This window comes from Streptomyces violaceoruber, assembly GCF_033406955.1.
Classification (GTDB): domain Bacteria; phylum Actinomycetota; class Actinomycetes; order Streptomycetales; family Streptomycetaceae; genus Streptomyces; species Streptomyces violaceoruber.
The window spans coordinates 4,874,322-4,900,323 of record NZ_CP137734.1 but is presented as its reverse complement, the minus strand read 5'-3'; the positions used below and the strand labels follow the sequence as shown (position 1 = coordinate 4,900,323).

General features: G+C 73.9%; 3 protein-coding genes (1 of these 3 running past the window's edge). All 3 read left to right on the top strand.

Translation table 11 applies throughout. From position 1 onward, the window contains the following. Tightly spaced (each overlapping or abutting the next), the 3 genes in view from R2E43_RS22025 to R2E43_RS22015 form a layout consistent with a single transcriptional unit that may run on beyond the window. A protein-coding gene (locus R2E43_RS22025) for a non-ribosomal peptide synthase/polyketide synthase (protein WP_332056499.1) crosses the window boundary here: on the top strand, positions 1–7,713 show its 3' portion. Its footprint begins 14,649 nt before the window's first position; only the last 7,713 of its 22,362 coding nucleotides appear in the window; its start codon lies beyond the left edge, outside the window; its stop codon occupies positions 7,711–7,713. Further along, entirely contained in the window at positions 7,710–18,749 is an 11,040-nt protein-coding gene (locus tag R2E43_RS22020; RefSeq protein WP_332056498.1) for a non-ribosomal peptide synthetase, read from the top strand. Before R2E43_RS22025 ends, R2E43_RS22020 begins: the two co-directional genes overlap by 4 nt. After that, positions 18,749–26,002, top strand: coding sequence for an amino acid adenylation domain-containing protein (locus R2E43_RS22015; protein WP_332056497.1), 7,254 nt, complete (start codon positions 18,749–18,751; stop codon positions 26,000–26,002). Before R2E43_RS22020 ends, R2E43_RS22015 begins: the two co-directional genes overlap by 1 nt.

Genomic DNA, 26,002 nt, shown 5'->3' with positions numbered 1-26,002 from the left:
ACGGTCTTCACCGAGGACGAGCGAGGCGCGTACCAGATCGTGCTGCCCGTGGAGGCGGCCTCGACGCCCTTCACCGTCGTCGACGTGGCCGAGGAGGAGATCGGCGACCGGCTCGACGAAGCCGTCGGCCACTGCTTCGACCTCGCCCAGGAACTTCCCGCGCGCACCTCGCTGTTCCGGGTGTCGGAGCGGGAGCACGTACTGCTGCTCCTCATCCACCACATCGCCAGTGACGCCTGGTCTCGCGCCCCACTGGCCCAGGACCTCACCGCCGCCTACGCGGCCCGCGTCCGCAGCGAGGCGCCCATGTGGGCCCCGCTCACCGTCCAGTACGCCGACTACGCGCTCTGGCAGCAGGAGATCCTCGGCGACGACACCGATGCCGACAGCCTCGCGGGCCGCCAGCTCGCCTACTGGAAACAGCAGCTCGCCGGCCTGCCCGAACAGCTCGACCTCCCCACCGACCGGCCCCGACCGGCGGTCGCGGGGTACTCGGGGGACCGTGTTCCGTTCACCGTGCCGACGGAGCTGCACACGCGGCTGACGGAGCTGGCGCGCGCCACCAACACCAGTGCCTTCATGGTGATCCAGGCTGCGGTCGCCGTCCTGCTCACCCGTCTGGGCGCCGGTGAGGACATTCCGATCGGCACCCCCGTCGCCGGACGCACGGACGACGCCGCCGACGACCTGATCGGGCTCTTCATCAACACGCTGGTCCTCCGTACCGACACGTCCGGTGATCCGACCTTCCGCCGACTCCTCGACCGCGTGCGGGACACCGACCTGGCCGCCTACGCGCACCAGGACCTCCCCTTCGAGCGGCTGGTCGAGGCGCTGAACCCGGCACGCACGCTATCCCATCACCCGCTCTTCCAGGTCCTGCTGACGTTCAACAACACGGACCACGAAGGCGCGCTGAAGGACATCTCCGAGCTTCCGGGGCTCACCGTCGCACTTCGGGAGGTCCAGCGGACCTCGTCGAAGTTCGACCTCTCCTTCGGGTTCGCGGAGTCCTTCGACACGTCTCGTCGGCCACAAGGCATCGAAGCGGCGCTGGACTTCAGTACGGAACTTCTCGACCGCCGGTCCGCCCAGGCGATCGCGGACCGGTTCCTGCGGGTGCTGGAAGCCGTCACCACAGCCCCGGACCGGCCGATCGGCGCCGTCGAGCTGATGGACCCGGCCGAGCGGGAGCGGGTCCTGGTGGAGTGGAACGGGGCCCCGACCGAGCTTCCCGGGACACCTCTGCACGAACTGATCAGCGAGCAGGCCCGGTTGACGCCGGACGCCGTGGCGGTGGTGTGCGACGGCACCTCCCTGACCTACGCCGAGCTGGACGGGCGCGCCAACCAGCTCGCCCGGCACCTGCTCGAACAGGGGCTCGGTGCGGAGGACTTCGTCGCGATCGCGCTGGCCAAGTCGCTGGACGCGGTGATCAGCATGCTGGCCGTGCTCAAGACCGGCGCGGCCTACCTGCCCATCGACCCGGACTACCCCGCCGAGCGCATCACCTACATGCTCGACGACGCCCAGCCGGCCCTGACCCTCACCGCGCCCATACCGCCCGCTTCGTACGACAGCCGGCCCACCAGCGAGATCACCGATGTGGAGCGCCGTAGCCCCTGGTCGGCACGGCACGCGGCCTACATGATCTACACCTCCGGCTCGACCGGCCGCCCCAAGGGCGTCGTCATCGAGCACCATGCCCTGGCCACCTACCTCCACCGCGCCCGCAGCACGTATCCCGCCATGACCGGTGTGACCGTCCTGCACTCCCCGCTGGCCTTCGACCTCACCATCACCGCCCTGTGGACGCCATTGACAAGCGGCGGCACGGTCCACCTGACCAGCCTCGAAGAGTCGGACACGCAACCGAGCCTGATCAAGGCCACACCCAGCCACCTCCCCCTGCTCACCACACTCCCCGAGACGGCGTCCCCGTCCCACACCCTCATCCTCGGCGGCGAAGCCCTCCACACCGACCACCTCGCCACCTGGCGGACCCAGCACCCCCACGTCCAGATCATCAACGCCTACGGACCCACCGAATCCACCGTCAACATCACCGACCACCACGTAAGCGAAGACACCCCTGACGGTCCCGTCCCCATCGGACGGCCCTTCGCCAACACCCAGGTCTACGTCCTCGACTCAGCCCTGCGGCCCGTCGCCCCCGGCACCACCGGAGAGCTGTACCTCGCCGGAGAACAACTCGCCCGCGGCTACCTCGGCCGCCCCGCGCTGACCGCCGAACGCTTCACCGCCAACCCTCACAGCAGCGTTCCCGGCGCCCGCATGTACCGCACCGGCGACCTCGCCCACTGGAACCACGACGGCCACCTCACCTACGACGGACGCGCCGACCACCAGATCAAGCTGCGTGGCCACCGCATCGAACCCGGCGAGATCGAAACCACCCTCACCGCACAGACCGGCATCACCCAAGCCACCGTCCAACTCCGCGAAGACACCCCCGGCGACCAACGCCTCGTCGCCTACCTCGTCGTCAACGACTCCACCGGATACGACGAGCCCACCCTTCGGGACGCCCTGGCCAGCGCACTCCCCGACTACATGCGCCCCTCCGCCTACGTCACCCTCGACGCCCTCCCCCTCACCCCCAACGGCAAGCTCGACCGCACCGCCCTCCCCGCCCCGGCCTATTCGGCATCCACCGCCGGACGAGCGCCCCGCACCCCCCGCGAAGAGATCCTCTGCACACTCTTCGCCGAAGTCCTCGGCGTCGACCTCGTCACCATCGACGACAACTTCTTCGACCTCGGCGGACACTCGCTTCTCGCCACCCGCCTCGTCAGCCGCGCCCGCACCGCACTCGGCGTCGAACTGTCCGTGCGGCAGTTCTTCGAGACGCCGACGATCGCCGGGCTCTCGGGGGCGTTCGACCGGGCCGGCCGTGCGCGGGCCGCGCTCACGGCGAGGCCGCGCCCCGAGCGCATCCCGCTCTCCTACGCCCAGCAACGCCTCTGGTTCCTCCACCAGCTCGAAGGACCATCGGCGACCTACAACATCCCCACCACCCTCCGCCTCACCGGGACCCTCGACACCGGCGCCCTGCACGCCGCGCTCAACGATCTCCTCGCCCGCCACGAAAGCCTGCGCACCACCTACACCGAGGACGACGAGGGCCCCCGTCAGGTGATCCACGCCTGGGAGCCCGGAATGCTGCCGCTCGGCGTGGTCGACACCGGGGAGGGCGAGCTGGACGCGATGCTCTCCGCGGGGGTGCATCACGCGTTCGACCTCACGGCGGGCATTCCGGTGCGGGCCACGCTGTTCCGGATCTCGGAGCAGGAGCACGTACTGCTGCTCCTCATCCACCACATCGCCACCGACGCCTGGTCCCGCACCCCGCTGGGTCACGACCTCGCCGCCGCCTACTCGGCGCGCTGTGCGGGCGACGTGCCGGCGTGGGAGCCGCTGCCCGTGCAGTACGCCGACTACGCGCTCTGGCAGCGGGAGGTTCTCGGCGACGAAGGCGACGCCGACGCCCCCGCGGGCAGGCAACTCGCCTACTGGACACGGCAGCTCGCCGACCTGCCCGAGCAGCTCGACCTCCCCACCGACCGGCCCCGGCCGGCCATGGCGAGCCAGGACGGCGACCGCGTCGCCTTCTCGCTCGACGCGGACCTGTACGTGCGACTGACCGAGCTGGCCAGGGCCACCCACTCGAGTACGTTCATGGTGGTGCAGGCGGCACTCGCCGTACTGCTGACCCGGCTGGGCGCGGGCGAGGACATCCCGATCGGCACCCCGGTCGCCGGACGCACCGACGACGCGACGGAGAACCTGGTCGGCTTCTTCGTGAACACGCTCGTCCTGCGCAACGACACCAGCGGCAACCCCACCTTCCGGGAGCTGCTGGAGGAGACGCGCCGCACCGACCTGGCCGCCTACGCGCACCAGGACCTCCCCTTCGAGCGGCTGGTGGAGGCACTGAACCCGGCCCGTACTCTGGCGCACCACCCGCTCTTCCAGGTGATGCTGATCCTGAGCACGGCGGAGACGGACCCGGACGCCTCGCTGGCGCTGCCGGGACTGCGGGTCGGCGCGGAGCGCAGCCGGCTCGGGGCGGCCAAGGTCGACCTGGCGTTCGCGCTCGCCGAGGTCCGGGACGGTGAGGGCCGGAGCACCGGGCTGACGGGCGCGCTGGACTTCCGGACCGACCTGTTCGACCGTTCCACGGCCCGGTCCCTGGTGGAGCGGTTCGTGCGGACGCTGGAGGCGGTCGTCGCCGATCCCGGTGTGCGGCTGTCCCGGGTGCCGGTGCTGACCGGGTCCGAACGGCGCTCGCTGCTCGACCGGGGGACCGGTCCCCTGCTGGAGGGGCTGGACGCGACGCTGCCGGAACTGTTCGCGGAGCAGGCGCTCCGGACGCCCGGGGCACCGGCGCTGGTGCGGGGCGGGACGACGGTGTCGTACGCCGAACTCGACCTGCGCACCAACCGGCTGGCCCGGCTGCTGCGGCAGCAGGGGGTGCGGCCGGGTACGCCGGTGGTCATGCTGATGGAGCGGTCGCCCGCCCATGTCGTGGCGACGCTGGCCATCGCCAAGGCGGGCGGCGCCTACGTGCCCCTGCACGACACGTATCCCCTCGACCGGATGCGGCACGTGGTGGCGGACACCGCCGCGACGCTGATCCTCACCGACCGGGCCGAGGCGGCGCGGGCCGGGCAGCTCGGCGCGCGGGTGATGGTGGTCGACGAGTTCGGCGCCGCCCCGTCCGGCTCGGAGGCCGACGCGGCCCCCGGCACCGGCACCAGCACCAGCACCAGCACCAGCACAGGCTCCGGATCCGGATCCGGCTCGCGCTCCGGGTACGTCGACGATGCTCCGGAGGTGGGCCTGCGCCCGCAGGATCTCGCGTACGTGATGTACACCTCCGGGTCCACCGGGGTGCCGAAGGGCGTCGCGGTCACCCACCGCGGGGTCGTGGACCTGGTCCGCGACCACTGCTGGCGGCCGGGCGTCCACGAGCGGGTACTGCTGCACGCCCCGCACGCGTTCGACGTGTCCTGCTACGAGATGTGGGTGCCCCTGGTCTCGGGCGGAACGGTCGTCGTGGCACCGCCCGGACACCTGGACCCGGCCGCGATCACCGACCTGATCACCGCTCACGACATCACCGCGATCCACCTCACCGCGGGCTTCTTCCGGGTCGTCGCGGAGGAGGCACCGGAGTGCTTCGCCGGTGTGCGGGAGGTGCTGACCGGCGGCGACGTGGTCTCGCCCGCCGCGGTGGCCCGGGTCCTCGCGCACCACCCGCGGATCGTACTGCGTCACCTGTACGGGCCGACCGAGACGACGCTGTGCGTGACGCAGCACGAGGTCACCGCGCCGTACGAGGCCCGCGGCAGCCTGCCGGTCGGGCGGGCGACGGGGAACACCCGGGCCTACGTGCTCGACCGGTACCTCCAGCCGGTGCCGGCCGGCGTGCCGGGCGAGCTGTTCATCTCCGGCTCCGGTCTGGCGCGCGGCTACCTGGACCGTCCCGACCTGACCTGTGAGCGGTTCGTCGCCGATCCGTACGGCGGGTCCGGCGAGCGGATGTACCGCACGGGCGACCTGGTCCGCTACAACGCGGCGGGCGAACTGGAGTACCTGGCCCGCGCCGACGACCAGGTCAAGATCCGCGGCTTCCGGGTGGAACTGGGCGAGATCGAGGCGGTCCTGGCCACGCGCCCGGAGCTGGCCCAGGCCGCCGTCGTCGTCCGCGAGGACCGGCCCGGCGACCGGCGCCTGGTCGGCTACGTGGTGGCCGCGGCGGGCCGGGACGGCGAGGTCGACCCGGACGCGCTGCGCGCCTTCTCCCGCCAGGCGCTGCCGGACTACATGGTGCCGTCGGCGTTCGTGGTCCTCGGCACCCTGCCGCTGACCGCCAACGGCAAACTGGACCGCAAGGCGCTGCCCGCGCCCGACTACGGGGCGGCGTCCACCGGGCGGGCCGCCCGCACCCCTGCCGAGGAGCTGCTGTGCACGCTCTTCGCCGAGGTGCTCGGCCTGTCCGCGGTGGGCGTCGACGACGGGTTCTTCGATCTGGGCGGCGACAGCATCCTGTCCATCCAGGTCGTCAGCCGGGCCCGCGCCGCCGGACTCGCCCTCGCCGTCCGCGACGTCTTCGAGCACCAGTCGACGGCCCGGCTGGCCGCCGCGCTGACGGACCGGGACGACGCGGCCTCCGTGCCGGAGGCCGAAGCGGTGCCGCCGTACGGTCCCGCCCCGCTGACCCCCGTGATGGCCCGCATCGCCGAACTGGGCCTGGGCGGAGACGACTTCAACCAGTCGGTCGTGGTGTCTCTGCCGCCCGCGGTGGACCGGGACCGGCTCGTCCCGGCCCTGCAACGTGTGCTCGACCACCATGACGCGCTGCGCCTGCGCGTCCTGCCCGACGGGAGCACGGAGGTACGCGCCCCGGGCAGTGTGCCGGCCGCGGACGTCCTGAGCGTCGTCACGCGGGCCCCCGGCGCCACCGGCGCGGCGCGCGACGCCCTGCTCGTGGAGGCGGCGTGCGCCGCACGGGACCGGCTCGCACCGGCCGAGGGCCGCATGCTCCAGGCGGTCCTGGTCGACGGCACGGACGACACGGACGGCACGGGCGGGACCTCCGGGGCGGACGGCGTGCTGATCCTGGTCGCCCACCACCTGGTGGTCGACTCGGTGACGTGGAGCATCGTCGTACCGGACCTCGCCGCGGCCTACCGGGGCGAGGAGCCCGCCCCGGTGGGCACCTCGTGGCGGCAGTGGGCCACCTCCCTGGCACGGCTGGCCACCGACCCCCGCGTCGAGGCGGAGACCGCCCACTGGGAGCACACGCTCACCGGGGCGGGCACCCTGCGGCTGGACCGCGGCCGCGATCTCCAGGGCGACGCCGGACGCATCGGCCTCGACCTGGCCCCGCACACGACCGAGGCCCTGCTCACGCGCCTGCCCGGGGGCGTCAACGCGAGCGTGCACGACGTCCTGCTGACCGCCTTCGCGTTCGCCGTCGCCGGGTGGCGGCGCGGACGCGGCGAGGACCCGGACGCGCCCGTCGTGCTCGACCTGGAGAGCCACGGCCGGCACGAGGAGGCGGTGCCGGGCGCCGAACTCAGCCGCACGGCGGGCTGGTTCACGGCCCTCCACCCGGTGCGGCTGGCTCCGGACGTCACCGACTGGGCGCGGCTGCACCAGGACGGCGACGCGCTCCGGGACGGCCTCAAGCAGGTGAAGGAACAGTTGCGGGCCGTACCGGGCGACGGCCTCGGCCACGGCTTGCTGCGCCACCTCAACCCCACCGCTGGGCCCCGCCTCGCACGCCTTCCCGAGCCCGACTTCGGCTTCAACTACCTGGGCCGCCGGGTCACCCCGGCCACCGGCACCCCGGAACCGTGGACCGTCACGGGCGGCGGCCTCGCCGCCTCGCGGCCCACGGCGCCGATGGCCCACGCGGTGGAGCTGAGCGCCGTCGTCCACGAGGGGGCGGACGGCCCCCGACTGCGCGCGGAGTGGACCTACGCACGCCGCCTGGTCCCCGATCACGACGCCCGCCGCCTGGCCGAGCAATGGTTCCGGGCGCTGGAAGCCCTGGTGGAGCAGGCCGACCGGGCCGGCACCGGCGGCCTGACCCCGTCCGACGTGACCCTCGGCTCGCTCAGCCAGTCCGAGATCGAGGAATTCGAGTCCGACCTTGAGTCCGAGTGGGAGATTGAGCAGTGAGCCAGCAACCGACCCGTGCGCGCGGCAAGATCGAGGACATCCTTCCACTCTCCCCGCTGCAAGAGGGCTTCGTGTTCCTCGGGCTGCTGCACACCGAGGGGCCCGACCTCTACATCGGCCAGGTGGCCTTCGACCTGGAGGGCCCCTTCGACGGCGCCCGGATGCGCGAGGCGGCCCGGGCGCTGCTGCGCCGGCACGCCAACCTGCGCGCCGGGTTCCGGCAGCGCAAGAACGGGGCCTGGGCCCAACTGGTCCTGCGCGACGTCGACCTGCCGTGGCAGGACGCCGACCTGAGCACGCTGTCCGAGGAGGAGCGCCGGGCGGAGGCCGACCGGCTCGCGGCCGCCGACCGTGCCCGCCGTTTCGACCTGGGCCGGCCCCCGCTGCTGCGCTTCACCGCCATCCGGCTGTCCGCCGACCGCGTCCGCCTGGTGATGACCAACCACCACATCGTGCTGGACGGCTGGTCCATGCCGGTCCTGCTGCGCGAACTCATGGCGCTCTACGCCGCCGAGGGTGACCCCTCCGCGCTCCCCCGGGTCCGTCCCTACCGCGACTACCTGGCCTGGCTCGACGTCCGCGACCGGGACGCCGCCCGCGACGCCTGGCGGCGGTCCCTGTCCGGGCTCGACGAGGCCACCCTTCTCGCCCCGGACGCCGGCCCGGCGTCGACCGCTCCCTCGCAGGTGTCCTTCACCGTGGACTCCGAGGTCAGCGGCGCCCTGTCGGCCTGGGCTCGGGGCCAGGGCGTGACCATGAACACGGCGGTCCAGGGCGCCTGGGCCCTCGCGCTGGCCCAGGCCACCGGACGCGACGACGTCGTCTTCGGCGCCACCGTCTCCGGCCGCCCGCCCGAGCTGCCCGGCGTCGAGTCCATGATCGGCCTGTTCATCAACACCCTGCCCGTCCGCGCCCGCCTCGACCAGGCCGAACCCCTCGGCGACCTCTTCCGCCGCCTCCAGAACGAACAGGCCCGCCTCCTGGACCACCAGTGGCCCGGACTCGCCGACATCCAGCACTGGGCCGGACACGGCGAACTCTTCGACACCGCCATGGTCTTCCAGAACTACCCGGTCGAGGAGGGCGACCTCACCGCCCCCGCCGACCCGGACCGGCTCCGGGTCGCCTCGGCCGACATCAAGGGCGGCACGCACTTCGCCGTCAACGTCGTCGCGACGATGCGCGGCGCCGAACTGTCCTTCCGCGTCGACTACCGACCCGACCTCTACGACGAGGCGTACGCCCGCGACTTCGGCCGACGGATGCTACGGGTACTGGAAACCCTGATCTCCGACCCGGACCGTCCCGTGGCCCACCTGGACACCCTCGACCCGGCCGCACGGGAGCGGGTCCTGGTGGAGTGGAACGGGGCCCCGACCGAGCTTCCCGGAACGCCGCTGCACGAACTGATCAGCGAGCAGGCCCGGTTGACGCCGGACGCCGTGGCGGTGGTGTGCGACGGCACCTCCCTGACCTACGCCGAACTGGACCGGCGCGCCAACCAGCTCGCCCGGCACCTGCTCGAACAGGGGCTCGGTGCAGAGGACTTCGTCGCGATCGCGCTGCACAAGTCCCTGGACGCCGTCACCAGCATGCTGGCCGTGCTCAAGACCGGCGCGGCCTACCTGCCCATCGACCCGGACTACCCCGCCGAACGCATCACCTACATGCTCGACGACGCCCGACCGGCGCTCACCCTCAGGGAGCCCATACCGGCGGCTGCATACGGTCACCGGCCCACCGACGACGTCACGGACGCGGAACGACGGACGCCCTGGTCAGCACGCCATGCCGCGTACATGATCTACACCTCCGGCTCGACCGGCCGCCCCAAGGGCGTCGTCATCGAACACCATGCCCTGGCCACCTACCTCCACCGCGCCCGCAGCACGTATTCCGCCATGACCGGCGTGACCGTCCTGCACTCCCCGCTGGCCTTCGACCTCACCATCACCGCCCTGTGGACGCCTCTCACCGCCGGCGGCACGGTCCACCTGACCAGCCTGGAGGAGGCTGAGGTCCAGCCCAGCCTGATCAAGGCCACACCCAGCCACCTCCCCCTGCTCACCAACCTGGCAGCCACGGCGTCCCCGTCCCACACCCTCATCCTCGGCGGCGAAGCCCTCCACACCGACCAGCTGACCGACTGGCGCACCCAGCACCCCGGCGCCCAGATCATCAACGCCTACGGACCCACCGAATCCACCGTCAACATCACCGACCACCGCCTCGACGGCACGGAAGAAGGCCCCGTCCCCATCGGACGGCCCTTCGCCAACACCCAGGTCTACGTCCTCGACTCAGCCCTGCGGCCCGTCGCCCCCGGCACCACCGGAGAGCTGTACCTCGCCGGAGAACAACTCGCCCGCGGCTACCTCGGCCGCCCCGCCCTCACCGCCGAACGCTTCACCGCCAACCCCCACAGCAGCGTTCCCGGCGCCCGCATGTACCGCACCGGCGACCTCGCCCACTGGAACCACCACGGCCACCTCACCTACGACGGACGCGCCGACCACCAGATCAAACTCCGCGGCCACCGCATCGAACCCGGCGAAATCGAAACCACCCTCACCGCACAGACCGGCATCACCCAAGCCACCGTCCAACTCCGTGAGGACCAGCCGGGCGACCAGCGCCTCGTCGCCTACCTGGTCACCTCCACCGGATACGACGAGAACACCGTGCGCGACGCCCTGGTCAGCGCACTGCCCGACTACATGGTCCCCAGCGCACTCGTCACCCTCGACGCCCTCCCCCTCACCCCCAACGGCAAACTCGACCGCACCGCCCTCCCCGCCCCCGCCTACTCGGCATCCACCACCGGACGAACCCCCCGCACCCCCCGCGAGGAAATCCTCTGCACCCTGTACTCGGAGATCCTCTCGGTGAACACCGTGGGCATCGACGACAGCTTCTTCGACCTCGGCGGGCACTCCCTCCTCGCCACCCGCCTGGTGAGCCGCATCCGCACCACCCTCGGGCGGGAGCTGCCGATCCGGCAGCTTTTCGAGACGCCGACCGTCGCTGGCCTCTCCCGTGCCCTGGACACGTCCGGCACCCTGCGCACCGCGCTCACCGCGAGGCCGCGCCCCGAGCGCATCCCGCTCTCCTACGCCCAGCAACGCCTCTGGTTCCTCCACCAACTCGAAGGACCCACCGCCACCTACAACATCCCCACCACCCTCCGCCTCACCGGCACCCTCGACACCGACGCCCTGCAATCCGCGTTCAACGACCTCCTCGCCCGCCACGAAAGCCTGCGCACCACCTACACCGAGGACGATCAGGGCGCCCAGCAGATCGTGTTGCCCGTGGAGGCCGTCGCGACGCCGTTCGCCGTCGTCGACGTGGCCGCGGAGGACGTGGCGGAACGGGTGGCCGAGGCGGCGGCGCACGCCTTCGATCTGGGCGCGGAGATCCCGGTACGGGCGCGGCTGTTCCGGGTCTCGGAGCGGGAGCACGTCCTGCTGCTGCTCGTGCACCACATCGCCAGTGACGCCTGGTCCCGCGGCCCACTGGCCCAGGACCTCACCGCCGCCTACACCGCCCGCTGCGCCGACGACGCACCCGCCTGGCAGCCCCTCCCCGTCCAGTACGCCGACTACGCCCTGTGGCAGCAGGAGATCCTCGGCGACGACACCGACCCCGACACCCTCGCCGGCCGCCAGCTCGCCTACTGGAAACAGCAGCTCGCCGGCCTGCCCGAACGGCTCGACCTCCCCACCGACCGGCCCCGGCCCGCCACCGCCGACCACACCGGCGACCGCGTCACCTTCACCGTCCCCGCCGACCTGCACACCCGTCTGACCGAACTCGCCCGGGAGACCAACACCACGGCGTTCATGGTGATCCAGGCGGCGTTGGCGGCGTTGCTGACGCGGCACGGCGCGGGCGAGGACATCCCGATCGGCACCCCCGTCGCCGGACGCACCGACGACGCCACCGACCACCTCATCGGCTTCTTCGTCAACACCCTCGTCCTGCGCACCGACACCAGCGGCAACCCCACCTTCCGCGACCTCCTCACCCGAGTCCGCGACACCGACCTCACCGCCTACACCCACCAGGACCTCCCCTTCGAACGCCTCGTAGAAGCCCTCAACCCCACCCGCTCCCTCACCCACCACCCCCTCTTCCAGACGATGCTCACCCTGCACAACACGCAGGGCACGAAGACGGACCGGTTCGCCGGGCTGGCTGCGGAGGTGGTGGCGTCGGAGTCGGTGTCGGCGCGCTTCGACCTGTCGTTCGCGCTGGCCGAGCACTTCGGTGCCGACCATTCCTGCGCGGGCATGAGCGGCGGCGTCACGTACAGCACGGCGCTCTTCGACCGTGCCACGGTGCGGGACCTCGCCGACCGGCTGGTGCGGTTGCTCGCGGCGGCGGTGGCGCACCCGGGGCGGTCCGTGGGGCAGTTGGAAATCATGGACGCGGCCGAACGGCGGCTGGTCCTTCAGGAGTGGAACGACACCGCGGCCGAGCCGCCGGCCGCGTCGGTGACCGGGCTCTTCGAGCGGCAGGCGCGGCGGTCGCCGGGGGCGACGGCCCTGGAGTTCGGCGAGGTGCGGCTGTCCTACGCGGAGCTGAACGCGCGCGCCAACCGGCTGGCCCGGCATCTCGTCGCGCGGGGCGCGGCGCCGGGCCGGTTCGTGGCCGTGGCGCTGCCCCGCTCGGCGGAGCTGGTCGTGACGCTGCTGGCGGTCCTCAAGTCCGGGGCCGCCTACCTGCCGATCGACCCGCACTACCCGGCCGACCGGGTGGAGTACATGCTGGCCGACGCGGGGCCCGCGCTCACGGTGACCGAACCGGTGGCGGAGGCCGGGCTGTCGGGGTACGGGGACGCGGACCTCGGGGCGGACGAGTTGCGGGGCCCGGTCCACGGGGCGCATCCGGCGTACACGATCTACACCTCGGGTTCCACGGGGCGGCCCAAGGGCGTGGTGGTGCCGCGCGGGGCGCTGGACAACTTCCTGGCCGACATGGGCCGGCGGTTCACGCCGGGGCCCGGTGACCGGCTGCTCGCCGTGACCACGGTGGGCTTCGACATCGCGGGCCTGGAGATCTTCCTCCCGCTGCTGCACGGCGCGGTGCTGGTGCTCGCGGACGAGGAGACCGCGCGCGACCCGCACGCGCTGCTGCACCGGGTGTCGGCGTCGGGGATCACCATGGTCCAGGCGACGCCGAGCCTGTGGCAGGGGGTCGCGGCCGTGGCCGGGGACGAGCTGGCCGGGGTGCGGGTGCTGGTGGGCGGGGAGGCGTTGCCGTCCGAGCTGGCGCGGGCGCTGACGGACCGCGCCCGCTCCGTGACGAACCTGTACGGGCCGACGGAGGCGACGATCTGGGCGACGGCGGCCGATGTCGCCGAGTCCGGGCCGGTCATCGGCCGGCCGCTCGCCAACACCTCGGCCTACGTGCTGGACTCGGCGCTGCGGCCGGTACCGGTCGGTGTGCCGGGCGAGTTGTATCTGGCCGGGGAGCAGTTGGCGCAGGGTTATCACCTGCGTCCCGCGCTGACGTCGGAGCGGTTCACCGCCGACCCGTACGGCCCGGCCGGTACCCGGATGTACCGCACGGGCGACCTGGTGTGCCGGCGCCGGGACGGTGCGCTGCGCTATCTGAGCCGGGTGGACCAGCAGGTCAAGCTGCGGGGTTTCCGTATCGAGCTCGGGGAGATCGAGGCGGAGCTGTCCCGGCATCCGGCGGTGGCCGAGTCCGCGGTGACGGTGCGCGAGGACCGGCCGGGCGACCGGCGGCTGGTCGGGTACGTCGTACCGAAGGGTCCGGAGGGTCCGGAGGGTCCGGAGGGGCCGGAGGGGCAGGCGGGTCCAACAGGTCCGGTGCCGAGCGCGCGGGAGCTGCGGGAGCGGCTGCGCGGACGGCTGCCGGAGTTCATGGTGCCGACGGCGTTCGTGGTGCTCGACGCGCTGCCGCTGACGCCGAACAGGAAGCTGGACCGCAAGGCGCTGCCCGCTCCGGAGTACGACGGCGAGCCGGTGGGCCGGGGGCCGCGGGATCCGCGCGAGGAGATCCTGTGCGCGCTGTTCGCCGAGGTGCTGGGCGTCGCCCGGATCGGCATCGACGACGGCTTCTTCGACCTGGGCGGGCACTCGCTGCTCGCCACCCGGCTGGTCAGCCGCATCAGGACGGCGCTGGGCGTCGAACTGTCCGTGCGCCAGTTCTTCGAGACGCCGACGATCGCCGGGCTCTCCGGCGCCCTGGACCGGGCGGCGGGCGCGCGGGCGCCGCTGACGGCCCGGCCGCGTCCGGAGCGGGTCCCGTTGTCGCCGGCGCAGCAGCGCCTGTGGTTCCTGCACCAGTTCGAGGGCCCGTCGGCGACGTACAACATGCCGACGGCGCTCCGGCTGTCCGGTCCGGTGGACCGGGCGGCGCTGGAGCGGGCGATCGGTGACGTGCTGGTCCGGCACGAGAGCCTGCGGACCGTGTTCGCGGCGGACGACGGGGGGTCGTGGCAGGTCGTGCTGCCCGCCGACCGGGCCGCCGGCCGCCTGGACGTGGTCGACGTGACCGCCGGGGAGGTGGCGGAGCGGGTCGGCGAGGCGGCCCGGCACGCCTTCGACCTGACGGCCGACATCCCGTTCCTGGCCCGGCTGTTCCGCGTCTCGGACACCGAGCACGTCCTGCTGCTGCTCATCCACCACATCGCGGGCGACGGCTGGTCGATGGCCCCGCTGGCCCGCGATCTCACGGCCGCGTACGCGGCGCGCTGCGCGGGCGCGGCACCGGACTGGGAGCCGCTGCCGGTGCAGTACGCCGACTACGCGCTGTGGCAGCGGGAGGTCCTCGGCGACGAGTCCGACCCCGACAGCGTGGCGGCGCGGCAGCTGGCCTACTGGAAGGACGCCCTGGCGGGGCTGCCGGAGCAGTTGGAGCTGCCCACCGACCGGCCCCGCCCGGCGACCGCCGGATACACCGGCGACCGCATCGCGTTCACGGTGCCGACGGCGCTGCACGCGCGGCTGACGGAGCTGGCGCGATCCACGCACTCCAGCCTGTTCATGGTGGTCCAGGCGGCGTTCGCCACGCTGCTGACGCGGCTGGGGGCGGGCGAGGACATTCCCGTCGGCACGGCGGTCGCGGGGCGCAACGACGCCGCCACCGAGGATCTCGTCGGCTTCTTCGTGAACACGCTGGTGCTGCGCACCGACACCGGCGGCAACCCGACCTTCCGCGAGCTGCTGGGCCGGGTGCGCGAGCGCGACCTGGCCGCGTACGCGCACCAGGACGTGCCGTTCGAGCGGCTGGTGGAGGCGCTGAACCCGGCGCGCAGTCTGGCCCACCACCCGCTGTACCAGGTGATGATCACCTTCAACAACACGGCCGGTGCGGGCGACCGCACCGCGCCCGCATCCCCGGACACCCCGGACGTGTCCGGGCAGGCCGGAGCGCTCCTGAACGCGACCCGGATGACGGCCGGTACTGGGGTGGCCAAGTTCGACCTGGCGCTGACCTTCGGCGAGCGGCACGACCCGTCGGGCGGTCCCGCGGGCATGCGCGGTTCGCTGGAGTACCGCACGGAGCTGTTCGACCGGGAGACCGCGGAGTCGGTGATCTCGCGGCTGCTCGGGGTGCTGGGCTCGGTCACCGCCGACCCGGACCGGCCGATCGGCGGGATCGGCCTGCTGGACCCGGCCGAGCGGCGCCAGGTGCTGCGGGAGTGGAACGACACCGCGCGCCCGCAGCGCGAGGGGACCCTGCCCCGGCTGTTCGAGGAGCAGGTCGCCAGGACTCCGCGCCGCCCGGCGTTCTCGGCCGCCGGGACGACGCTGACGTACGCCGAGCTGAACTCGCGTGCCAACCGGCTCGCCCATCTCCTCGCGGAGTCCGGGGCGGGCCCGGAGCAGGTGGTGGCGATCTCGTTGCCGCCGTCGGTGGAGATGGGCGTGGCGGTGCTCGCGGTGCTGAAGACGGGGGCCGCGTACCTGCCGGTCGACCCGGGCAGTCCGCGCGAGCGGATCGCCACCATGGCCGAGGACGCGGCGCCGGTGTGCGCGCTGACGACGTCGGCGGTCCCGGCCGGGGTGTTCCCGGCGGAGCTGCCCCGGCTGCTGCTCGACGACCCGGACGTCACCGCCCGGCTGGCGGTGCAGCCCGCGCACGACCTGACGGACGAGGACCGCACGCAGCCGCTGTCGCCGTGGAACGCGGCGTACATCATCTACACGTCGGGCTCCACGGGCCGCCCCAAGGGGGTGCTCGTGGAGCACCAGCCGGTGCTGAACTACCTGGCGGTGTCGGCGGAGCTGTACCCGGGCGTGGCGGGCAACGCGCTGCTGCACTCGCCGCTCTCCTTCGACCTGACGGTGACGGGTCTGTTCGCGCCGCTGCTGAACGGCGGCTGCGTGCACCTCGCGGACCTGGAGGAGCTGCACGAGCGGGCGCTGGACGGCGAGGTGCCCGACCTGCCGCAGACGACGTTCCTGAAGGCGACGCCGAGCCATCTGCCGCTGATCACCGGGCTGCCCGGGGTGTGCGTGCCGGACGGCGAGCTGGTCCTGGGCGGCGAGTCGCTGACCGGCCGCGCGGTGCGGACGCTGCTCGCGGCGCATCCGGGGGCGCGGGTCCTCAACGAGTACGGTCCGACCGAGACGATCGTGGGCTGCACGACCTGGCGGGTCGAGGCGCCGGACGACCTCGCGGACGGTGTGCTGACCATCGGCCGCCCGTTCCCCAACACGCGCATGCTGGTCCTCGACCCGTACTTGCAGCCCGTACCGGCCGGGGTGCCGGGCGAGTTGTACGTGTCCGGGGTGCAGCTGGCGCGCGGCTATCTGAACCGGCCCGGGCAGAGCGCATCCCGGTTCGTCGCCAACCCCTTCGAGGGGCCGGGCGAGCGGATGTACCGCACCGGCGACATCGTGCGCTGGAACCGGCGGGGCGACCTGGAGTTCATCAGCCGGGTCGACGACCAGGTGAAGATCCGCGGCTTCCGGGTGGAGCTGGGCGAGGTCGAGTCGGCCCTGTCGCGGCAGCCGGGGGTGCCGGAGGCGGTGGCCGTGGTGCGCGAGGACCGGCCGGGCGACCGGCGGCTGGTGGCGTACCTGGTGACCGGGGCCGGACCGGTGCCGGTGCCCTCGGACGAGGAGCTGCGGGAGCGGCTGCGCGAGACGCTGCCCGACTACATGGTGCCGTCGGCGTTCGTACGCCTGCCGGAGCTGCCGCTGACCGGCAACGGCAAACTGGACCGGGGGCGGCTGCCCGCACCGGACTACGCGGCCGCCGGCACGGGCCGGGCCCCGGTCACGGCGCGCGAGGAGCTGCTGTGCGCGCTGTTCGCCGAGGCGCTGGGCCTGGAGTCGGTCGGTGTCGACGACGGCTTCTTCGACCTGGGCGGCGACAGCATCCTGTCCATCCAGCTGGTCAGCCGGGCCCGCGCGAAGGGCCTCACGCTCTCCGTGCGGGACATCTTCGAGCACCAGAGCGTCGCCCGCGTCGCCGAGGCACTCGAACTCGCCGAGGCGCAGGCCGCCGACGGCGCGGCGGGGGTGCCGGCGGGCGCCGTACCGGGAGCGGCGGAAGAGGAGGCAGCGGCGAGCGGGCCGGTGCCCGCGACGCCGATCATGGGGTGGTTCGCCGCGCTGGGCGGGCCGGTCGCCCCGTTCAACCAGTCGGTGGTGGTGTCGGTGCCCGCGGACCTGGACGCGGAGCGGCTGGTGGCCGCCCTCAGGGCGCTCCTGGACCGGCACGACTCGCTGCGGCTGCGGGTCGCCGCGGACTGGTCGATGACCGTGCCCGAGCCCGAGCCCGGCGGCACGGACGCCGCCGGTCTCCTCACGCGCCGCGCGGCCGGGGACGTCGACGACGCCGGGCTGCACGCTCTGGTGGCCGAGGCGGGCGCCGCCGAGCGCGACCGGCTGTCCCCGGCCGACGGGCGGATGCTGCGGGCCTGCCACGTCGACCGGGGGCCGGACCGGCCGGGGCTGCTGGTCCTGGTCGCCCACCACCTGGCCGTGGACGCGGTCAGCTGGCGGCTGCTCGTGCCGGACCTGGCCGCCGCCTACGAGGGCCGCCCGCTCAGCCCGGCGGGCACCGGCTGGCGCCGGTGGGCGTCGGCGCTGCGGGACCTGGCCGGCTCCCCCGTCACCGAGGCCGAGACGGACCACTGGCTGGACGCGGCCCGCCCGGCCGCCGAGCCGGCGGACCCGGTACTGGATCCGGCGCGCGACACCCACGCCCGCTCGGGACAGGTCGTCCTCGACCTCGACCCGGACACCACCGACGCCCTGCTCACCTGGGTGCCCGGGGTGTTCCGGGCGGAGATCAACGACCTGCTGCTCACCGCGTTCGGGCTGGCCGTCGCCGACTGGCGGCGCGACCGGGGCGCCCGGGGCACGGCGCCCGTCACGGTGGACCTGGAGAGCCACGGCCGCCACGAGCACCTGGTGCCGGGCGCCGACCTCACCCGCACCACCGGCTGGTTCACCTCGATGCACCCGGTGCCGCTGCACCCCGAGGTCGACGACCCGGACTGGGCCGAGGTGTGGGACGGCGGGGCAGCGGCCGGGCGGGCCCTGAAGCGGGTCAAGGAGCAACTGCGCGCCGTCCCGCGCGACGGTGTGGGCCACGGCCTGCTCCGTCACCTCAACCCGCGCACCCGGGACCGTTTCGCCGCCCTGCCGACACCGGCGTACGGCTTCAACTACCTGGGCCGCCACACCGGCGGCCGGGGCGGCGGCGCACCGGGCGGCGGCGCCGGGCCCGAGCCGTGGAGCGTGCTCGGGCGGGGCGTGGCGGGGCAGCACCCCGACACCCCGCTGGCGCACCCGGTGGAACTGGTCGCGGGCGCCCACGACACCGACGCGGGGCCCACGCTGCACAGCGTGTGGACGTACGCGGACGCCGTGCTGTCCGAGACCGAGGTGCGGCGCCTGGGCGAGGGCTGGTTCCGGGCCCTGAAGGCGCTGGTCGAGCACGCCGGCCGGCCCGAGGCGAGCGGTCTGACCCCCTCGGACGTCTCCCTCACCTCGCTCAGCGAGGACGACATCTCCCGACTCGAGAGCGAATGGGGTTCCCTCTGATGGCCAAGTCCGGCTTGGAAGACATCCTGCCGCTGTCCCCGCTCCAGGAGGGGATGCTGTTCCACAACCTCTTCGACGAGGAGGAACTGGACGCCTACAACGTCCAGGTCTTCATCGACCTGGAGGGCGGCACGGACCCGGAGCGGCTGCGCCGGGCCGGGCAGGCGCTGCTGGAGCGGCACGCCAACCTGCGGGCCGCCTTCCGGCACGAGGGGCTCAAGCGCCCGGTGCAGCTCATCCCCCGCCGGGTCGTCCTGCCCTGGGGCGAGGAGGACCTGTCGGGCGTCGCCGAACCGGAGCGGGAGGCGGCGGCGGAGCGGGTCGCCGAGCGGGACCGCTGGACGCGCTTCGACCTGTCCCGGCCGCCGCTGATCCGCTTCACCCTGGTCCGGCTCGGCCCGGCCCGTCACCGGCTGCTGCTGACGCTCCACCACATCCTGGCGGACGGCTGGTCCATGCCGATCCTGCTGCGCGAGCTGATGACCCTGTACACCGTCCACGGCGACGGTACGGCCCTGCCCCGGGTGCGCCCCTACCGCGACTACCTGGGCTGGCTCGGCGGCCGGGACCGGGACGCCGCCCGGCAGGCCTGGACGGAGGCGTTCGCCGGGCTCGACGCGCCGAGCATCGTCGCCCCCGGCCGGGGCGCGCTCACCGCGGCGCCCGAGCGGATCGACTTCTCCGAGGACGAGGCGGCGAGCGCCGCGCTGACCCGGTTCGCCCGGTCCAACGGGCTGACGGTGAACACGGTGATCCAGGGCTGCTGGGGACTGGTCCTGTCCCATCTGACGGGCCGGGACGACGTGGTGTTCGGCGTGACCGTCAGCGGCCGCCCGCCGGAGCTGCCCGGTATCGACACCATGGTCGGCCTGTTCATGAACACCCTGCCGCTGCGGGTGCGGCTGCGGCCCGCCGAGACGCTGACCGGGTTCCTGCGCCGGCTGCAGGGCGAGCAGGCGCGGCTCATCGACCACCAGTGGGTGGGCCTCGCGGAGATCCAGCGCTGGGCGGGTTCCGGCGAACTCTTCGACACGGCCATGGTGTTCGAGAACTATCCGCTCAACTCCAGCCGCGGCCGCCCCCCGGGGGCCGCGCCGGACGCGGACCTCCCGACCGTCCTCGGGGTCCGTTCGAAGGACCAGATGCACTACCCGCTGGGTCTGCTGGCCCTGCCCCGCGAGACCCTGCGGTTCTCGCTGGGCTATCTGCCGCAGGTCTTCGACCCGGCGCGGGTCGAGGCGGTGATCGCCGCGTTCCGCCGGGCGCTGCGCACCGTCCTGGACGCCCCGGACACCCGGGTCGGCGCGGTCGCGCTGCTCGACCCGGAGGTGCGGGGCACCGTCCTGGAGAAGTGGAGCGGCTCGGACGACGTGCGGCCCGCAGAGCGGTTCACCGACCTGTTCGAGGAGCAGGTGGCGCGCACCCCCGGCAAGACGGCGCTGATCGCCCCCGACGGGCGGCTGACCTACGCCGAACTCGACGCCGCCGCCAACCGGCTGGCCCGTCGCCTGGTCGAGCTGGGCGTCGGCCCGGAACGGCACGTGGCGGTCGCGGTGGGGCGCCGCACGGAACTGGTGGTCGGCATGCTGGCGGTGCTCAAGGCGGGCGGCGCCTATGTGCCGGTCGACCCGGAGTACCCGCCGGACCGCATCCGCCACATGATCCAGGACGCGGACCCCGCGCTCGTCCTCACCACCTCCGACGTGGACGACCGGATCGGCGAGGAGTGCTGCGGGCCGCTGACGTTCGTCATGGACGACCCCAACACCGGAACGTCGCTGGGCAGGCACTCCGGGACGGCTCTCACCGACGCCGACCGCGCGGCGCCGCTGCTGCCGGGCCATCCGGCGTACGTCATCTACACCTCGGGCACGACGGGCCGCCCCAAGGGCGTCGTCGTCGAGCACCGGGCCCTGTCGGCGTTCGTGCGGCACTGCCGGTCCTCCCAGGCGCCGGACATCTCGGGGCTGTCCGTGATGCAGGCGTCCGCGTCCTTCGACCAGAGCGTCGGCTCGCTGCACGCCCCGCTGATCAGCGGCGGCTGCGTCCGGCTGACGGATCTGCGCGCCCTCGCCGAGACGGCCGGGTCCGAACCCGGCTTCCACCGTGCCACCTTCATGAAGGGCACCCCGTCGCACCTGGCGCTGCTGGCCACCATGCCGCCGGAGGTCGCGCCCTCGGGCACCCTGACCCTGGGCGGCGAGGAGCTGCGCGGGGAGATCCTGGCACCCTGGCGCGAGGCCGCGGGGGACGTGACGGTGGTGAACGTCTACGGGCCCACCGAGGCCACCGGTCACTGCCTGGAGCACTGGATCGCCCCGGACCGCACGGTGGAGCCGGGCCCGGTGCCGATCGGCACCCCGCACGAGGGGGTGCGGGTGTACGTCCTCGACTCCGCGCTGCGCCCGGTCGCACCGGGTCTGGACGGCGAGGTGTACCTGGCGGGCGTGCAGCTGGCGCGCGGCTACCTGGGCCGCGGCGGGCTGACCGCCGAGCGGTTCACGGCCGACCCGTTCGGCGCGCCGGGCAGCCGCATGTACCGCACGGGCGACGTCGCGCACTGGAACGAAGCGGGGGAGCTGGTCTTCGCCGGGCGCGCGGACCGGCAGGTCAAGCTGCGCGGGTACCGCATCGAGCTGGGCGAGATCGAGGCCGCCGTCGCGGGCGGGCCGGGTGTGCGCCAGGCCGCGGTCGTCCTGCGCGAGGACCGGCCGGGCGACCAGCGGCTGGTGGCCTACGTCGTCCCGGACCCCGGCCACTGGGACGAGGCCGCCGCCCGTGCCCGGCTGGCCCTGTCCCTGCCGGACTTCATGATGCCCTCGGCCTTCGTCGCCCTGGACGCCCTGCCGCTCAGCCCGAACGGCAAGCTGGACCGGGCGGCGCTGCCCGCCCCGACGTACACCGGCCGGACCGCGGGCCGGGCACCGCGCACCCCCGCCGAGGAGATCCTCTGCGACCTGTACGCGGAGGTCCTGTCGCTGCCGGGCGTCACCGTCGACGACGACTTCTTCGACCTCGGCGGTCACTCCCTGCTCGCCACCCGGCTCGTCAGCCGGGTCCGCACCACGCTGGGGGCCGAGCTGTCCATCCGGCAGTTCTTCGAGGCGCCGACCCCGGCCGCGCTCGCCGTGGTGCTCGCCGGGGCGGGCCGGGCGCGGGCCGCGCTCACCGCACGGCCCCGTCCCGAGCGCCTCCCGCTCTCCTACGCCCAGCAGCGCCTGTGGTTCCTCCACCTGCTCGAAGGGCCGAGCCCCACCTACAACATCCCGACGGTGCTCCGGCTGAGCGGACCGCTGCGCCCGGACGCGCTGCGCGCGGCGCTGCTGGACGTGGTCGGGCGGCACGAGAGCCTGCGGACGACGTTCACCGAGGACGAGCGGGGGGCCCGGCAGGTGGTGCACCCCGCCGACGGGGTCCGGCCGGTCTTCGAGACGGCCGAGTCCACGGAGGCCGACTACGAGGCCGACCTCGCACGGGCGGCCCGGCACGCCTTCGATCTGGGCGCGGAGATCCCGGTACGGGCGCGGCTGCTGCGGCTGTCGGAGCGGGAGCACGTCCTGCTGCTGCTCGTGCACCACATCGCCAGCGACGCCTGGTCCCGCGGCCCACTGGCCCAGGACCTCACCGCCGCCTACACCGCCCGCTGCGCCGGCGACGCACCCGCGTGGCAGCCCCTCCCCGTCCAGTACGCCGACTACGCCCTGTGGCAGCAGGAGATCCTCGGCGACGACACCGACCCCGACACCCTCGCCGGCCGCCAGCTCGCCTACTGGAAACAGCAGCTCGCCGGCCTGCCCGAACAGCTCGACCTCCCCACCGACCGGCCCCGGCCCGCCACCGCCGACCACACCGGCGACCGCGTCGAGTTCGCCCTCCCCGCCGACCTGCACACCCGTCTGACCGAACTCGCCCGGGCCACCGACACGACCCTCTACATGGTGCTCCAGGCCGCCCTCGCGACGCTGCTCACCCGGCACGGCGCCGGTGAGGACATCCCGATCGGCACCCCCGTCGCCGGACGCACCGACGACGCCACCGACCACCTCGTCGGCTTCTTCGTCAACACCCTCGTCCTGCGCACCGACACCAGCGGCAACCCCACCTTCCGCGACCTCCTCACCCGAGTCCGCGACACCGACCTCACCGCCTACACCCACCAGGACCTCCCCTTCGAACGCCTCGTAGAAGCCCTCAACCCCACCCGCTCCCTCACCCACCACCCCCTCTTCCAGGTGGTGCTGTCGCTGCGCAGCACCGCACCGCGGCGGGCGGACGGGGAGGGCGCGCCGGCGCTGCCGGGCGGGCTGAGGGTGAGCGGCACGGGCGGTGCGGCGGCGACGGCGGCCAAGGTCGACCTCGGGTTCTCGGTGACGGAGCGCCGGGCGGCCGACCACACCCCCGACGGGGTGGCGGGCGTCCTCGACTTCCGCACCGACCTCTTCGACCGCGGCACCGCGCAGGGTCTGGTGGACCGGCTGGTGCGGGTGCTCGCCGACGCGGCCGCCCACCCCGACCGGCCGCTGAGCCGCATCGACGTGCTCGGACCGCGGGAGCGGCACCGGGTCGTCGAGGAGTGGAACGCGACGGCGAAGGGGCTCGCCCCGGCCACCCTGCCCGAGCTGTTCGAGCGGCACGTGCGGGAGCGCCCCGGCGCCGAGGCGGTGGTCGCCGGCGACACGTCGCTGAGCTACGCGGAGCTGAACGCGCGCGCCAACCGGCTGGCCCGGCTGCTGGTGGCGCGGGGCGCGGGCCCCGAGCGGCTGGTGGCGCTGGCGCTGCCCCGCTCGGCCGAACTGCCCGTCGCCGTCCTCGCGGTGGCCAAGGCGGGCGCCGCCTACCTGCCGCTGGACCCGGCCCACCCGGCGGAGCGGATCGCGGGCACCCTCGACGACGCGGCACCGGTCGCGCTGCTGACCACGGCCGCGGTGGCCGCCGGCCTCCCGGACACGGACGTGCCCAGGCTGCTCCTTGACGAGGAGTCCGCGGCCGGCGGTGGCGAGGACGCCGCCGACCTCACCGACGCCGACCGGCTCGCGCCGCTGCTGCCGGGGCATCCCGCGTACGTCATCTACACCTCCGGCACCACCGGCCGCCCCAAGGGCGTCACCGTGACGCACTCGGGCCTGCCCGCCCTGCTGGACATCTTCACCTCGCAGCTGGACGTCGTACCCGGCAGCCGCGTCCTGCACCACCTCTCCCCCGCCTTCGACGGCGGGTTCTGGGAGCTGGCGATGGGGCTGCTGACCGGTGCGGCCCTCGTCGTCGTGGAGCCCGGCACCGTGCCGGGGCCCGCCCTGGCCGCGCTGGCGGTCCGCCACCGGGTCACCCACGCGGCGATCACCCCCGCGGTGCTCCAGCTGATCCCCGAGGGCGCGCTGCCCGCCGGCACGACCCTGGTCGTCGCCGCCGAGACCTGCCCGCCCGAACTGGTCGCCCGCTGGTCCGCGGGACGCCTGATGCGCAATTCCTACGGGCCGACGGAGACCACGGTCTGCGCCACCATGAGCGCCCCGCTGGCGGGCGCGGCCGTCCCGCCGATCGGTAGGCCGATCGCCGACACCGCCGGGTACGTCCTGGACGACGCGCTCCAGCCGGTGCCGCCGGGCGTGCCCGGGGAGCTGTACGTGCGCGGGCCCGGACTCGCCCGCGGCTACCTGGGCCGCCCGTCGCTGACCGCGGGCCGCTTCGTGGCGTGCCCGTTCGGGCCGGCGGGCGGCGTGATGTACCGCACCGGCGACCTGGTACGCCACCGCGCGGACGGCGACCTGGAGTACCTGGGCCGCACCGACACCCAGGTCAAGCTGCGCGGCATGCGCGTAGAGCCGGCCGAGATCGAGGCGGTGACGGCTGGCCTGCCCGGCGTGGCGCAGGCGGCCGTGCTGGTCCGCGAGGACACGCCCGGCGACCGCCGCCTGGTCGGCTACGTCGTGCCGGACGCCGGGGCGAGTGTGGACCCCGGCGCGCTGCGGCAGGCGCTGCGCGGCTCGCTGCCCGAGTACATGGTGCCCGCCGCCCTCGTGGTCCTCGACGCGCTGCCGCTCACCACCAACGGCAAGCTGGACCACCGTGCGCTGCCCGCCCCGGAGTACCGCACCGTCGAGGGCCGTTCGCCGCGCACCCCGCGCGAGGAGGCCCTGTGCCGGCTCTTCGCCGAGGTCCTCGGTCTGGAGCTGGTCGGTCTCGACGACGGCTTCTTCGACCTGGGCGGCCACTCGCTGCTGGCGATCCGGCTCGTGGAGCGGGTCCGTGCCGAGCTGGGCGAGGAGCTGGGCGTGCGCGACCTGTTCGCCGCTCCCACGGTCGCCGACCTGGCGGTGCGGCTCGCGGCGCGCGGCGGCCGGGAGCCGATGGAGCGGCTGCTCCCGCTGCGTGCCGCCGGTACCGCCCGGCCGGTGTTCTGCGTCCACCCCGGTTCCGGCATGAGCTGGTGCTACTCCGGCCTGGTGCGCCACCTGCCGCCCGGTATCCCGGTGTACGGCCTCCAGGCCGCCGGACTCGACGGCGACGGGCCGCTGCCCGCGACGCTTCAGGAGATGGCCGCCGAGTACGCGGATCTGGTCCGGCAGACGCAGCCCGAGGGCCCGTACCGGCTGCTGGGCTGGTCGCTCGGCGGCAACGTGGCCTTCGCCATGGCCCGCGAACTGCGCGCCCGCGGGCAGGAGGTGGAGCTGCTGGCCTTCCTGGACGCCTATCCGCGCCGGGCGGGCGCGGGCCCGGAGGCCCCGCTGGCCGAGGTGTTCGCGCACAACCTGCGCGACGCCGGGTTCGACGTCGCCGAGGAGGAGCTCACCGGCGGCCGCTTCCCCACGGCCCGCTACCGCGCGTTCCTGAACGCCGCCGGGGACCCGATGGGCCGCCTGGACGAGGCCGAACTGGCCGCGGTCCTGGAGGTGTTCATGAACAACGCGGCCCTGATGCGCGGCCACACCCCCGGCACCTACGACGGCGACGTGCTGGTGCTGGCGGCCGAGCGGGCGGACGGCGACAAGCTGGCCCGCCGCGGCGCCGAGTCGTGGCGCCCGCACGTGCGGGGCCGGATCGAACGGGTCGGTGTCGACGCCGACCACCTCGGCCTCGTGCAGTCCGACGCCGCCCTCGCCGTCATCGGCCGCGCGCTGGCCGGCCGCCTGGACCCGGCGACGGGCCACGCGGCTTCCGCAGCAGTCCCCGAGACCGAAGGAGTCACCGCCATGAACCCCTCGCCCGAGCCCGCCCCGACGCCCCAGTCGCTCGATTCGACCGAGGTCGCCTGA